The following is a 16,749-nucleotide window of genomic DNA, read 5'->3' as shown; positions in this document are numbered from 1 at the left end:
ACTCTGCTCAGGCATCACATCAATGGTGGTTGTGGTCACCACCCCGCCTGCCAGATCCGCGACCGTCGGCTCTTCGATGGTCAAGATGCCGTTACTCATGCCTTGCACATCATCTTCAATCGTCACCGTCAGTGGCGACATTGCCGAATCATCGCCGTCACTGTCTACCGCGTAAACAGGTAAATCAAAGCTTAAGGTGTTGTTGTCTAAGCCATCGTCATGGTCAAGCGGTTCTAGCAACGTGAAGGTGTATTGACCTAGATTTGTGTCAGAGAAGCTGATAGTAAAGACGTTGGTTTCAACATTCGACGCATCTTTAACAAAACCGATGTAATCGCCAGGATTCATCGGATCTTCTTTCAGCTGAACCGCCAAGTTATTTGACGTCAAAGCGCCTAGTGTATTGAACTCAGTTGGCTCAATACGGAACGACACCACATCATCACTTTGGTCAGTAAATTGAATAACTTTCGTATCGCTAACAGCAGCAACTGTTGGATCCGAACCACCCGTTAAATTCGATTCAGATAGCGAGATTGGCGGGATCACATCTATGGTCGGAATATCACCATCAGTAATGGTTAACGTGACGGTCGAAGTAAGAACGTCATCATCACCATCACTTGATGTCACCACGATATTTTTCACAATATCGCCAGCCGAATGGTCTAAATCTCGGTTTGGTTCGAAGCGCACATCACCTTGAGTGGTGATATAAAGGGAGCCCTCAGTGAAGGTGAACACTTGCTCAGCACTGTCTGTTTGATCGAGCGTGTAAACCGTGCCGTCGTAAGTAAACTGAGAGACACTGGCGCCGTCCGCACTGGCGCTGGTCAGCACATCGAAAACAGACGTCGTTGGCGTGCCCGCCACAAGGTCAGCGACTGTAGGCTCTTTGATACTGAGTGCACCGCTCGCCATAACTTGAACGTCATCCGTGATCGTCACTGATAACGGCGACATCAACGAGTCATCACCGTCAGTATCGACAGCATAGACAGGCAAATTGAACGTGAGATCGTTGTTACCTTGAATCGGTGCATGATCAATGGCTTCAAGCAACGTGAAAGTGTATTCGCCTAACGTAGTTGAGCTGAAATCCAACGTAAAGACCGTCGTTTCCACATTCGAAATATCAGTGGTGAAACCAATATATTGACCCGATCCCGTTGGCTCCTCGCGAAGTTCAATACTCAAACCATCCGACTTCAACGAGTTATCTGTATTGAACTCGGTCGGCTCTAATCGGAACTTCTCGACATTGTCACTTTGGTGAGTAAATGAGATGGTCTCTGTTTGGCTCACTGCCCCTGTGATTGGAGAAGAGCCATCCGTAAGCCCTGCCTCTGCAAGCGTGACGCTTGGCACCGATTCTATGGTTGGAATGTCGCCATCGGTAATCGTTAGCGTCACCGTTGAAGTTTCTACATCAACGTCACCATCGCTTGAGGTGAAGACCAGTGATTTGACGATATCGCCAGATTCATGGTCGAGATCGCGGTTCGGCTCAAAACGTACATTACCTTCAATGGTGACGTACACATCCCCTTCAGGGAACGTGAACTTCTGCTCACCGGTGATTGTTGGATCTAGAGTCTGCGCAGCACCACCATCGTAGGTGAACTGAGTAATTACCGCCCCATCAGCACTTTGCGCCGTCATGACATCAATGGTGTTGGTGGTCACCGTCCCATCGGCTAGATTCGGTTCGGTGATATCAAGCGTGCCGTTCGCCATGATTTGCACGTCATCACCAATGGTGACCGTCAGTGGTGACATCAATGAATTATCACCGTCTGAGTCAACCGCGTAGACAGGCAAGTCAAAGGTGAGTTCGTTATTATTCAGGCCGTCAGCATGGTCTAGTGCTTCGAGTAGCGTGAAGGTGTACTCACCCAAAGTTGTACCTGAGAAGCTCAAGGTAAATACCGGGACTTCCGTGCCACCGTCATTGATAAAGCCGACGTAAAAGCCTGAGTCTGCTGGGTCTTCTTTAAGCTCGACCACAATATTATTTGAAGTTAATGCGCCACCCGTATTGAACTCTGTTGGTTCAAGACGGAACTTCTCGACATCATCACTTTGATTCGTGAACGAGATAGTTTCGGTTTGACTCACCGCACTGCCACTAGGCGTTGAACCATCGGCAAGTTGCGTTTCCGATAGCGACACGCTTGGCACCGATTCAATGGTTGGAATATCACCATCGGTAATCGTCAGAGTGACCGTTGCAGTTTCAACGTCCACATCGCCATCGCTGGATGTCACCACAATCGATTTCACGATTGGGCCCGATTCATGGTCGAGGTTGCGGTTTGGTTCAAAACGCATCTCGCCCTCAAGAGTGATAAACAGCGAGCCCTCGGTGAAGGTAAACTCTTGCTCGCCAGTGTCCGTTTGGTCAAGCGCATAAACAGTGTTGTCATAGGTGAACTGAGTAATGCTCGAGCCATCAGCACTCTGCTCTGGCATCACATCAATGGTGGTTGTGGTCACCACGCCACCGGCCAGATCCGCGACCGTCGGCTCTTCGATGGTCAAGATGCCGTTACTCATGCCTTGAACGTCATCTTCGATGGTCACGGTGAGTGGCGACATCAAAGAGTCATCACCATCGCTGTCTACCGCATAAACAGGTAAATCAAAACTTAAGGTGTTGTTGTCTAAGCCATCTGCATGATCAAGCGCTTCAAGTAGTGTGAAGGTGTAACGACCTAACACGACATCATCAAAATTGATGGTAAATACTTCAACTTCTTGATTTAGCGCGTTAGTTGTAAAACCCGTGTATTGACCCGAATCTGCAGGGAACTCTCTAAGCTCAACAGCTAAACCATTCGAAGTCAGTGTGCCTGATGGATTAAATTCATCGGTCGCGATTCTGAAGCGTTCAACATCATCACTTTGGTTCGTGAAAGAGATAGTTTCCGTTTGACTCACGGCCACACCGCTCGGTGCAGAGCCATCAGCCAGACTGGACTCTGAAAGCGAGACAGGAGGAACCACATCTATGGTCGGGATATCACCATCAGTAATGGTTAACGTGACGGTCGAAGTAAGAACGTCATCATCACCATCACTCGATGTCACCACGATATTTTTCACAATATCGCCAGCCGAATGGTCGAGATCTCGGTTTGGTTCGAAGCGCACATCACCTTGAGTGGTGATATAAAGGGAGCCCTCTGTGAAGGTAAACACTTGTTCAGCACTGTCTGTTTGATCGAGTCTGTAAATCGTGCCGTCGTAAGTAAACTGAGTGACACTGGCACCGTCCGCACTGGCGCTGGTCAGCACATCGAAAACAGACGTCGTTGGCGTGCCCGCCACTAGGTCAGCGACTGTAGGCTCTTCGAGACTAAGTGCACCGCTCGCCATCACTTGAAGGTCATCCGTGATCGTCACTGATAACGGCGACATCAACGAGTCATCACCGTCGCTATCAACGGCATAGACAGGCAAATTGAACGTGAGATCGTTGTTACCACGACCACCTTCATGGTCGATATTCTCCAATAACGTAAACGTATATTGACCCAAAGTCGCAGCACTAAAGCTTAACGTAAAGATTGGTGTTTCAACATTGGTTGCGCTGGTCGTAAAGCCTACGTAATTACCGGAGCCGACAGGATCTTCTTTCAAATCAATTGGAAGCCCATCTGATTTGAGTGAATCATCACTATTAAACTCCGCCGGCTCTAGTCGGAACTTCTCGACATTATCACTTTGGTGAGTAAACGAGATGGTTTCAGTTTGGCTGACTGCCCCTGTGATTGGAGAAGAGCCATCCGCAAGCCCTGCCTCTGCAAGCGTGACGCTTGGCACCGATTCAATGGTTGGGATGTCACCATCGGTAATAGTCAGAGTTACCGTTGCCGTCTCAACATCGACATCACCGTCACTTGAAGTAAACACAAGTGATTTAACGATATCGCCATTCTCATGGTCAAGATCTCGGTTCGGCTCGAAGCGAACGTTACCTTCAATGGTGACGTACACATCCCCTTCAGGGAACGTGAACTTCTGCTCACCGGTAAGGCTAGGATCTAGAGTTTGAGGGCTGCCACCATCGTAGGTGAATTGGGTAATCACCGCCCCATCGGCACTTTGTGCTGTCATGACATCAATGGTGTTGGTGGTCACCGTCCCATCGGCTAGATTCGGTTCGGTGATATCAAGCGTGCCGTTCGCCATGATTTGCACGTCATCACCAATGGTGACCGTCAGTGGTGACATCAATGAGTTATCACCGTCTGAATCGACCGCATAGACAGGCAAGTCAAAGGTGAGTTCGTTATTATTCAGGCCGTCAGCGTGGTCTAGTGCTTCGAGTAGTGTGAAGGTGTACTCACCCAAGGTTGTACCTGAGAAGCTCAAGGTGAATACCGGGACTTCCGTGCCACCGTCATTGATAAAGCCGACGTAAAAGCCTGAGTCTGCTGGGTCTTCTTTAAGCTCGACCACAATATTATTTGAAGTTAATGCGCCACCCGTATTGAACTCTGTTGGTTCAAGACGGAACTTCTCGACATCATCACTTTGATTCGTGAACGAGATAGTTTCGGTTTGACTCACCGCACTGCCACTCGGGGTTGAACCATCGGCAAGCTGTGTTTCCGATAGCGACACGCTTGGCACCGATTCAATGGTTGGAACATCACCATCGGTAATCGTCAGAGTGACCGTAGCAGTTTCAACGTCCACATCGCCATCGCTGGATGTCACCACAATCGATTTCACGATTGGACCCAATTGATGGTCGAGGTTGCGGTTTGGTTCAAAACGCACCTCACCTTCAAGAGTGATAAACAGCGAGCCTTCGGTGAAGACAAACTCTTGCTCACCGCTATCCGTCTGGTCAAGCGTCAGTGGCGTACCGCCATCGTATGTGAATTGAGTTATGGTTGCGCCATCGGCACTCTGCTCTGGCATCACATCAATGGTGGTTGTGGTCACCACCCCACCGGCCAGATCCGCGACTGTTGGCTCTTCGATGGTCAAGATGCCGTTACTCATGCCTTGAACATCATCTTCAATCGTCACCGTCAGTGGCGACATTGCCGAATCATCGCCATCACTATCAACCGCATAGACAGGTAAATCAAAACTTAGAGTGTTGTTGTCTAAGCCATCTGCATGGTCAAGCGCTTCAAGTAGTGTGAAGGTGTAACGACCTAACACGACATCATCAAAATTGATGGTAAATACTTCAACTTCTTGATTTAGTGCGTTAGTTGTAAAACCCGTGTATTGACCCGAATCTGCAGGGAACTCTCTAAGCTCAACAGCTAAACCATTCGAAGTCAGTGTGCCTGATGGATTAAATTCATCGGTCGCGATTCTGAAGTGATCAACATCATCACTTTGGTTCGTGAAAGAGATGGTTTCCGTTTGACTCACGGCCACGCCGCTTGGTGCAGAGCCATCAGCCAGACTGGACTCTGAAAGCGAGACAGGTGGAACTACATCTATGGTTGGAACCTCACCATCAGTAATGGTTAACGTGACGGTCGAAGTAAGAACGTCATCATCACCATCACTCGATGTCACCACGATATTTTTCACAATATCGCCAGCCGAATGGTCGAGATCTCGGTTTGGTTCGAAGCGCACATCACCTTGAGTGGTGATATAAAGGGAGCCCTCTGTGAAGGTAAACACTTGTTCAGCACTGTCTGTTTGATCGAGTCTGTAAATCGTGCCGTCGTAAGTAAACTGAGTGACACTGGCACCGTCCGCACTGGCGCTGGTCAGCACATCGAAAACAGACGTCGTTGGCGTGCCCGCCACTAGGTCAGCGACTGTAGGCTCTTCGAGACTAAGTGCACCGCTCGCCATCACTTGAAGGTCATCCGTGATCGTCACTGATAACGGCGACATCAACGAGTCATCACCGTCGCTATCAACGGCATAGACAGGCAAATTGAACGTGAGATCGTTGTTACCACGACCACCTTCATGGTCGATATTCTCCAATAACGTAAACGTATATTGACCCAAAGTCGCAGCACTAAAGCTTAACGTAAAGATTGGTGTTTCAACATTGGTTGCGCTGGTCGTAAAGCCTACGTAATTACCGGAGCCGACAGGATCTTCTTTCAAATCAATTGGAAGCCCATCTGATTTGAGTGAATCATCACTATTAAACTCCGCCGGCTCTAGTCGGAACTTCTCGACATTATCACTTTGGTGAGTAAACGAGATGGTTTCAGTTTGGCTGACTGCCCCTGTGATTGGAGAAGAGCCATCCGCAAGCCCTGCCTCTGCAAGCGTGACGCTTGGCACCGATTCAATGGTTGGGATGTCACCATCGGTAATAGTCAGAGTTACCGTTGCCGTCTCAACATCGACATCACCGTCACTTGAAGTAAACACAAGTGATTTAACGATATCGCCATTCTCATGGTCAAGATCTCGGTTCGGCTCGAAGCGAACGTTACCTTCAATGGTGACGTACACATCCCCTTCAGGGAACGTGAACTTCTGCTCACCGGTAAGGCTAGGATCTAGAGTTTGAGGGCTGCCACCATCGTAGGTGAATTGGGTAATCACCGCCCCATCGGCACTTTGTGCTGTCATGACATCAATGGTGTTGGTGGTCACCGTCCCATCGGCTAGATTCGGTTCGGTGATATCAAGCGTGCCGTTCGCCATGATTTGCACGTCATCACCAATGGTGACCGTCAGTGGTGACATCAATGAGTTATCACCGTCTGAATCGACCGCATAGACAGGCAAGTCAAAGGTGAGTTCGTTATTATTCAGGCCGTCAGCGTGGTCTAGTGCTTCGAGTAGTGTGAAGGTGTACTCACCCAAGGTTGTACCTGAGAAGCTCAAGGTGAATACCGGGACTTCCGTGCCACCGTCATTGATAAAGCCGACGTAAAAGCCTGAGTCTGCTGGGTCTTCTTTAAGCTCGACCACAATATTATTTGAAGTTAATGCGCCACCCGTATTGAACTCTGTTGGTTCAAGACGGAACTTCTCGACATCATCACTTTGATTCGTGAACGAGATAGTTTCGGTTTGACTCACCGCACTGCCACTCGGGGTTGAACCATCGGCAAGCTGTGTTTCCGATAGCGACACGCTTGGCACCGATTCAATGGTTGGAACATCACCATCGGTAATCGTCAGAGTGACCGTAGCAGTTTCAACGTCCACATCGCCATCGCTGGATGTCACCACAATCGATTTCACGATTGGACCCAATTGATGGTCGAGGTTGCGGTTTGGTTCAAAACGCACCTCACCTTCAAGAGTGATAAACAGCGAGCCTTCGGTGAAGACAAACTCTTGCTCACCGCTATCCGTCTGGTCAAGCGTCAGTGGCGTACCGCCATCGTATGTGAATTGAGTTATGGTTGCGCCATCGGCACTCTGCTCTGGCATCACATCAATGGTGGTTGTGGTCACCACCCCACCGGCCAGATCCGCGACTGTTGGCTCTTCGATGGTCAAGATGCCGTTACTCATGCCTTGAACATCATCTTCAATCGTCACCGTCAGTGGCGACATTGCCGAATCATCGCCATCACTATCAACCGCATAGACAGGTAAATCAAAACTTAGAGTGTTGTTGTCTAAGCCATCTGCATGGTCAAGCGCTTCAAGTAGTGTGAAGGTGTAACGACCTAACACGACATCATCAAAATTGATGGTAAATACTTCAACTTCTTGATTTAGTGCGTTAGTTGTAAAACCCGTGTATTGACCCGAATCTGCAGGGAACTCTCTAAGCTCAACAGCTAAACCATTCGAAGTCAGTGTGCCTGATGGATTAAATTCATCGGTCGCGATTCTGAAGTGATCAACATCATCACTTTGGTTCGTGAAAGAGATGGTTTCCGTTTGACTCACGGCCACGCCGCTTGGTGCAGAGCCATCAGCCAGACTGGACTCTGAAAGCGAGACAGGTGGAACTACATCTATGGTTGGAACCTCACCATCAGTAATGGTTAACGTGACGGTCGAAGTAAGAACGTCATCATCACCATCACTCGATGTCACCACGATATTTTTCACAATATCGCCAGCCGAATGGTCTAAATCTCGGTTTGGTTCGAAGCGCACATCACCTTGAGTGGTGATAAACAGTGAGCCCTCAGTGAAGGTAAACACTTGCTCAGAGCTGTCCGTTTGATCGAGTGTGTAAGCCGTGCCGTCGTAAGTAAACTGAGTGACACTGGCACCGTCCGCACTGGCGCTGGTCAGCACATCGAAAACAGACGTCGTTGGCGTGCCCGCCACTAGGTCAGCGACTGTAGGCTCTTCGAGACTAAGTGCACCGCTCGCCATCACTTGAAGGTCATCCGTGATCGTCACTGATAACGGCGACATCAACGAGTCATCACCGTCGCTATCAACGGCATAGACAGGCAAATTGAACGTGAGATCGTTGTTACCACGACCACCTTCATGGTCGATATTCTCCAATAACGTAAACGTATATTGACCCAAAGTCGCAGCACTAAAGCTTAACGTAAAGATTGGTGTTTCAACATTGGTTGCGCTGGTCGTAAAGCCTACGTAATTACCGGAGCCGACAGGATCTTCTTTAATATCGATTGGAAGTCCATCTGATTTCAGTAAATCATCACTATTAAACTCTGCCGGCTCTAGTCGGAACTTCTCGACATTATCACTTTGGTTGGTAAATGAGATGGTCTCCGTTTGGCTGACAGGCCCCATGATTGGAGAAGAGCCATCCGCAAGCCCTGCCTCTGCAAGCGTGACGCTTGGCACCGATTCAATGGTTGGGATGTCACCATCGGTAATAGTCAGAGTTACCGTTGCCGTCTCAACATCGACATCACCGTCACTTGAAGTAAACACAAGTGATTTAACGATATCGCCATTCTCATGGTCAAGATCTCGGTTCGGCTCGAAGCGAACGTTACCTTCAATGGTGACGTACACATCCCCTTCAGGGAACGTGAACTTCTGCTCACCGGTAAGGCTAGGATCTAGAGTTTGAGGGCTGCCACCATCGTAGGTGAATTGGGTAATCACCGCCCCATCGGCACTTTGTGCTGTCATGACATCAATGGTGTTGGTGGTCACCGTCCCATCGGCTAGATTCGGTTCGGTGATATCAAGCGTGCCGTTCGCCATGATTTGCACGTCATCACCAATGGTGACCGTCAGTGGTGACATCAATGAGTTATCACCGTCTGAATCGACCGCATAGACAGGCAAGTCAAAGGTGAGTTCGTTATTATTCAGGCCGTCAGCGTGGTCTAGTGCTTCGAGTAGTGTGAAGGTGTACTCACCCAAGGTTGTACCTGAGAAGCTCAAGGTGAATACCGGGACTTCCGTGCCACCGTCATTGATAAAGCCGACGTAAAAGCCTGAGTCTGCTGGGTCTTCTTTAAGCTCGACCACAATATTATTTGAAGTTAATGCGCCACCCGTATTGAACTCTGTTGGTTCAAGACGGAACTTCTCGACATCATCACTTTGATTCGTGAACGAGATAGTTTCGGTTTGACTCACCGCACTGCCACTCGGGGTTGAACCATCGGCAAGCTGTGTTTCCGATAGCGACACGCTTGGCACCGATTCAATGGTTGGAACATCACCATCGGTAATCGTCAGAGTGACCGTAGCAGTTTCAACGTCCACATCGCCATCGCTGGATGTCACCACAATCGATTTCACGATTGGACCCAATTGATGGTCGAGGTTGCGGTTTGGTTCAAAACGCACCTCACCTTCAAGAGTGATAAACAGCGAGCCTTCGGTGAAGACAAACTCTTGCTCACCGCTATCCGTCTGGTCAAGCGTCAGTGGCGTACCGCCATCGTATGTGAATTGAGTTATGGTTGCGCCATCGGCACTCTGCTCTGGCATCACATCAATGGTGGTTGTGGTCACCACCCCACCGGCCAGATCCGCGACTGTTGGCTCTTCGATGGTCAAGATGCCGTTACTCATGCCTTGAACATCATCTTCAATCGTCACCGTCAGTGGCGACATTGCCGAATCATCGCCATCACTATCAACCGCATAGACAGGTAAATCAAAACTTAGAGTGTTGTTGTCTAAGCCATCTGCATGGTCAAGCGCTTCAAGTAGTGTGAAGGTGTAACGACCTAACACGACATCATCAAAATTGATGGTAAATACTTCAACTTCTTGATTTAGTGCGTTAGTTGTAAAACCCGTGTATTGACCCGAATCTGCAGGGAACTCTCTAAGCTCAACAGCTAAACCATTCGAAGTCAGTGTGCCTGATGGATTAAATTCATCGGTCGCGATTCTGAAGTGATCAACATCATCACTTTGGTTCGTGAAAGAGATGGTTTCCGTTTGACTCACGGCCACGCCGCTTGGTGCAGAGCCATCAGCCAGACTGGACTCTGAAAGCGAGACAGGTGGAACTACATCTATGGTTGGAACCTCACCATCAGTAATGGTTAACGTGACGGTCGAAGTAAGAACGTCATCATCACCATCACTCGATGTCACCACGATATTTTTCACAATATCGCCAGCCGAATGGTCTAAATCTCGGTTTGGTTCGAAGCGCACATCACCTTGAGTGGTGATAAACAGTGAGCCCTCAGTGAAGGTAAACACTTGCTCAGAGCTGTCCGTTTGATCGAGTGTGTAAGCCGTGCCGTCGTAAGTAAACTGAGTGACACTGGCACCGTCCGCACTGGCGCTGGTCAGCACATCGAAAACAGACGTCGTTGGCGTGCCCGCCACTAGGTCAGCGACTGTAGGCTCTTCGAGACTAAGTGCACCGCTCGCCATCACTTGAAGGTCATCCGTGATCGTCACTGATAACGGCGACATCAACGAGTCATCACCGTCGCTATCAACGGCATAGACAGGCAAATTGAACGTGAGATCGTTGTTACCACGACCACCTTCATGGTCGATATTCTCCAATAACGTAAACGTATATTGACCCAAAGTCGCAGCACTAAAGCTTAACGTAAAGATTGGTGTTTCAACATTGGTTGCGCTGGTCGTAAAGCCTACGTAATTACCGGAGCCGACAGGATCTTCTTTAATATCGATTGGAAGTCCATCTGATTTGAGTGAATCATCACTATTAAACTCTGCCGGCTCTAGTCGGAACTTCTCGACATTATCACTTTGGTTGGTAAATGAGATGGTCTCCGTTTGGCTGACAGGCCCCATGATTGGAGAAGAGCCATCCGCAAGCCCTGCCTCTGCAAGCGTGACGCTTGGCACCGATTCAATGGTTGGGATGTCACCATCGGTAATAGTCAGAGTTACCGTTGCCGTCTCGACATCGACGTCACCATCGCTTGAGGTGAAGACCAGTGATTTGACGATATCGCCATTCTCATGGTCAAGATCTCGGTTCGGCTCAAAACGCACATTACCTTCAATGGTCACGAACACGGAACCTTCGGTGAAGGTAAACTCTTGCTCACCAGTGATCGTTGGATCTAGAGTTTGCGCAGCCCCACCATCATAGGTGAACTGAGTAATTACCGCCCCATCAGCACTTTGCGCCGTCATGACATCAATGGTGTTGGTAGTCACCGTCCCATCGGCTAAATTAGGCTCGGTGATATCAAGCGTGCCGTTCGCCATGATTTGCACGTCATCACCAATGGTGACCGTCAGTGGTGACATCAATGAATTATCACCGTCTGAGTCGACTGCGTAGACAGGCAAGTCAAAGGTGAGTTCGTTATTGTCTAATCCATCTTCGTGGTCTAGTGCTTCAAGCAGCGTAAAGGTGTACTCACCCAAAGTTGTACCTGAGAAGCTCAAGGTAAATACAGGGACTTCCGTGCCGCCGTCATTGATAAAGCCGACGTAAATGCCAGAGTCTGCTGGGGCCTCTTTAAGCTCGACCACAATGTTGTTTGAAGTTAATGCACCACCCGTATTGAACTCTGTTGGTTCAAGGCGGAACTTCTCTACATCATCACTTTGGTTAGTGAATGAGATAGTCTCAGTTTGGCTCACCGCACTAAGACTTGGCGCAGAGCCATCAGCAAGCTGCGTTTCAGACAGTGATACGCTTGGTACCGATTCAATGGTTGGAATATCGCCATCGGTAATCGTCAGAACAACCGTTGCAGTTTCAACGTCTACATCGCCATCGCTGGATGTCACCACAATCGATTTGACGATTGGGCCCGATTCATGGTCGAGGTTGCGGTTTGGTTCAAAACGCACCTCACCCTCGAGAGTGATAAACAACGAGCCCTCGGTGAAGATAAACTCTTGCTCGCCAGTGGCCGTCTGGTCAAGCGCATAAACAGTGTTGTCATAGGTGAATTGAGTAATGGTTGCACCATCGGCACTCTGCTCTGGCATCACATCAATGGTGGTTGTGGTCACCACCCCGCCTGCCAGATCTGCGACCGTCGGCTCTTCGATGGTCAAGATGCCGTTGCTCATGCCTTGAACATCATCTTCTATTGTCACCGTCAGTGGCGACATTGCCGAATCATCGCCGTCACTGTCTACCGCATAAACAGGTAAATCAAAGCTTAAGGTGTTGTTGTCTAAGCCATCGTCATGATCAAGCGCTTCTAACAACGTGAAGGTGTAACGACCTAACACGACATCATCAAAATTGATGGTAAATACTTCAACTTCTTGATTTAGCGCGTTAGTTGTAAAACCCGTGTATTGACCCGAATCTGCAGGGAACTCTCTAAGTTCAACAGCTAAACCATTCGAAGTCAGTGTGCCTGATGGATTAAATTCATCGGTCGCGATTCTGAAGTGATCAACATCATCACTTTGGTTCGTGAAAGAGATGGTTTCCGTTTGACTCACGGCCATACCGCTTGGTGCAGAGCCATCAGCCAGACTGGACTCTGAAAGCGAGACCGGTGGAATTACATCTATGGTCGGAATATCACCATCAGTAATGGTCAGTGTGACTGTCGAAGTAAGAACGTCATCATCACCATCACTCGATGTCACCACGATATTTTTCACAATATCACCAGCCGAGTGGTCTAGATCGCGATTTGGTTCGAAGCGCACATCGCCTTGAGTGGTGATAAACAGTGAGCCTTCTGTAAAGGTAAACTCTTGTTCAGAGCTGTCCGTTTGGTCGAGTGTGTAAGTCGCACCGTCGTAAGTAAACTGAGTGACACTGGCACCGTCCGCACTTGGAGCGGTAAGAACATCCACCACAGCAGTCGTCACTGTACCAGCACTTACATCAGCTAGATTCGGTTCAATAGCAGTTAAATCAACATCCTGCATTACCTGAACATCATCATTGATGTTCACTACCAACTGACTGACAGCGGTTTTGTCACCATCCGTATCAACAGCCAAAATAGGGATATTGAATGAGAGTGAGTTATTACCTTGTAGTGGTCGATGATCGAACGCTTCAAGTAATACGAAGGTAAATTCACCTATATTGGTTTGATCAAAAGTTAGTGTGAAAACAGGCGTTTCCGCGTTTGATACATCGGTTGTGTAGCCTAAGTAATTGCCCGATCCTGTTGGCTCTTCACGAATTTCAACAATAAGCCCGTTAGAAGTTAGCGAGTCATCTTGGTTAAACTGCCCAACGACTACTTCGATACGTGCGACGTCATCACTCGCTTCAGTAAATGAAATAGTATTATTTGAGTCGACAGACACACCGCTTGGCGCCGAACCATCCATTAATTCCGACTCATTAAGAGTAATACTAGGTACGTTATCAATGGTCGGATCATCACCATCGGTGATCGTTAAGACTACGGTTGCCGTATCCAAATCTACATCGCCATCGCTGGAGGTTAGCACAACCGTTTTGACAATATCCCCGCTAGTGTTATCAAGATTACGATTTGGCTCAAAACGTACATCACCATCAAGCGTAACAAACAGAGAGCCTTCTAAGAATTGAAACTCCTGCTCCCCAGTCATATTCTGATCTAAAGTGCGAATCGCCCCATCGTAGGTAAACTGAGTGATCGATGCACCATCTGCCCCTTGGACTGGGAGTACATTAATCGTTTCCGTAGTAACAGTACTTTGAGTCAATACCTCTAGACTTGGCTCTTGAATGGTCAACGCGCCATTTTGCATGGTTTGTAGGTCATCACCTATGGTTACAGTCAGCGGAGCTCCCAACGAATCATCGCCATCTGAATCCACCGCATAAACGGGAAGTTCAAATGATAGATCGTTATTTTGTAAACCATCAGCATGATCTAGAGAACCCAATAGCGTAAAAGTATATTCACCCAATTTGGAATCTGAAAAGGCAAGAGTAAACACTGGGATATCTGTGTTCGAATTGTCTGTCACGAAACCAATGTAAGTTCCCGAGTCCGTTGGCTCTTCTTTCAAACTCACGACTAAGCCGTTCGATGTTAACGCACCGTCGGTATTAAACTCAGAGTTCTCAAGCCTAAAACGAACGACGTCATCACTACCCTGCGTGAAATCAATAGTTTGCGTTGAACTAACATCAGAACCTGTCGGTGAAGAGCCCGATGCCAATTCAGGCTCTGAAAGCGAAACACTCGGAATGTCATTAATGGTAGGAATTTGACCGTCGGTAATTGAGATTTGCAACAAAGCTGAGTCTGTATCGCCATCACCATCAACGGCATTAAATGTAATATCTTGAGTGATAGTCTCACTTGCAGAATGATCAATATCTCTGGCAACAACAAAAGTCACATCACCGTTTAATGCAACATTGAGTGTGCCCTCATCAAACACAAACGCCTGTTGAACGGCCTCATCCTGGTCTGGATCTAAATTGTATGTCGTACCGTCATAAACAAACGATTGTACCGTCGCTCCATCACCACCTGTGAAGTTGAAAAGGTTGTAAGAAACCGTTGAGTCTCCGTCTTGCGTTGGTTCATCAAGTGCCACAGTATTATCTTTCAACTCGACAACATCATCAGACACAGTGACAACAATCAATGCTGGTTGCTCCTGTCCGCTGCCACCAGCTAAAGTGGAACGGTCGCCATCTGCATCGACGGCATAAATAGGCAGCTCAAAACTGAGCTCAGCATCTTGAGAACCTTGGTGCGTTAAAGAATCAAATAGCGTAAATTCATAAGAACCTAACGCTGGACTATCGACAATGACTTCAAAAACAACGTTTCTCACCCCCTCAATAGTAATGAAGCCTTCATAGGTTCTTACCCCATTTGCTTCACCCACTAACTCCAGCGAAACAGGTTGACCATTCGACAACAGGCTATTATCGGTATTGAACTGCAATGGCTCTAATTCATGGTGGTCAATAATGTCGCTCGAAAAGGTATCGGAATCAACGGAACCCGTTCCCGTTAGGATACCGATGCCCTCTTCAGATCCACCTACAAGACCACTCTCTTGCACTGAAATTGGATCAACAGAATTGATTGTTGGACGGTCACCATCCGAGATGGCGATATTCAGTGTGCTCACCACCGAGTCTTGATCGAAGTCCGTAATGGTTACAGGAAGTGAAAATTCAATCGTGTCCGAACTGTTCTGTTCTATTGGTTTGAATTGTTGAAAATGATACTCACCATCAGTATCAACCGAAATCGTAAGAACAGCCTCTCCGCTCCCTAAGATAGAGAGAGAGATCTCTGTGCCATCGTCCGACACTCGTGCGATAGTATTTTGATTGTCACTCAAAATGCCATCGAATTGTGCCAACGACGATGAATCAAATACTACCGAGGCCAAGCGATCACTTTCTATGGAAACGAAGCTCCCCTCAACTAATGTCGTGTTCGTTTCTTGGTTGGTAACTGTTACAGTCTGGGGAATTGGATCTGCGCCATCCAAAATTGCAATACTGGCTGAGATAGGTGTCGCAATAGCATTGCCACCGATGTCAGCACCTTCAATTTCAAAGGTTAGGGTAATCTGGTTGTCAATGTATGAGACTTGCCCGTCACTTACTGAAGAAACATGATCGATAGGAGCCGATATTGTCGAGGTAAGCGTCAAGTTGACATTCGAACCCGAGCTAACGGTATCAACATCAACGCGCAGAACTTCCGTACCATTCTGAGTGCCTACGATGGCATTTTCGTTGGCATCATAAACAAACTGTACCGCAACACCACCCGATGTTATGTCACTATTTAATTCGCTAAGTAGAGAAGAGAGAGAAGCAGCAGCGGGTACAAAAGAGTTAGGATCGAGATCAAGACTACCGCTTTGAACAAGTTGATTCGTGGAAATGGTTTGAGGATAGGTTCCCTGAGATATTGAGCCTTCAGTCAAGCTTTGAGAAACACTTTGACCTCCGGTAGAAGCTGTAACATCGCTTCTAAAATTGTCGTTATCTTCGTCAACTTCTTCTTCTGTCAAAGCAGAAGTTTCAAAAAATGTCGAAGGTCGAGTTTCGGTGTAGTTATAATCGATTGTGACGAAGCCGGCATTAGCTGAACCTCCAGCACCACCTGCAGCCGTCGCCTCTAAAATTTGAGTCGGATCTTCTCCAGCAAGTATTGCTTCTTGAATCGCAGCAATATCATCGGCACCAAAACTATTATCGCCAAGTTGACTCAAATCTATTTCGATATCACCTTGTAGTGGTATATCTCGCCATGCAAACACTTCATCAATACAACCGACGCAGTTTTCGTCGACCTGTAAGTCTCCAGAAGTGTCAACTAATACCAACTTCGCGCCTTTCGGTGTCAATACTATCTCGTTCTCACGAATCGTATCGCCTACTTTAACTTTGCGCGCTGTCCCATCTGCATCCATGATGACAACATCGCCACTCACCTGCTTAACTACTGCTGCATTACGCAAAACTTCGACATCCAT

The 16,749-nt window shown here is 47.9% G+C and carries 1 protein-coding gene (cut by a window edge); it reads right to left on the bottom strand.

Annotated elements, in window-relative coordinates:
- Positions 1-16,749, bottom strand: partial view of a retention module-containing protein gene (locus AC6I7V_RS06070; protein WP_498011543.1) — the 5' portion only. The gene continues 12,846 nt to the left of window position 1, outside the view; 16,749 of the gene's 29,595 nt are visible here — the first part of the coding sequence; it begins with the start codon at positions 16,747-16,749; its stop codon lies off the left edge, out of view.

This window comes from Vibrio sp. KUL70, assembly GCF_059725515.1.
Note: the sequence above shows the minus strand (reverse complement) of the source record. Positions and strands in the feature narration are given on the sequence as shown.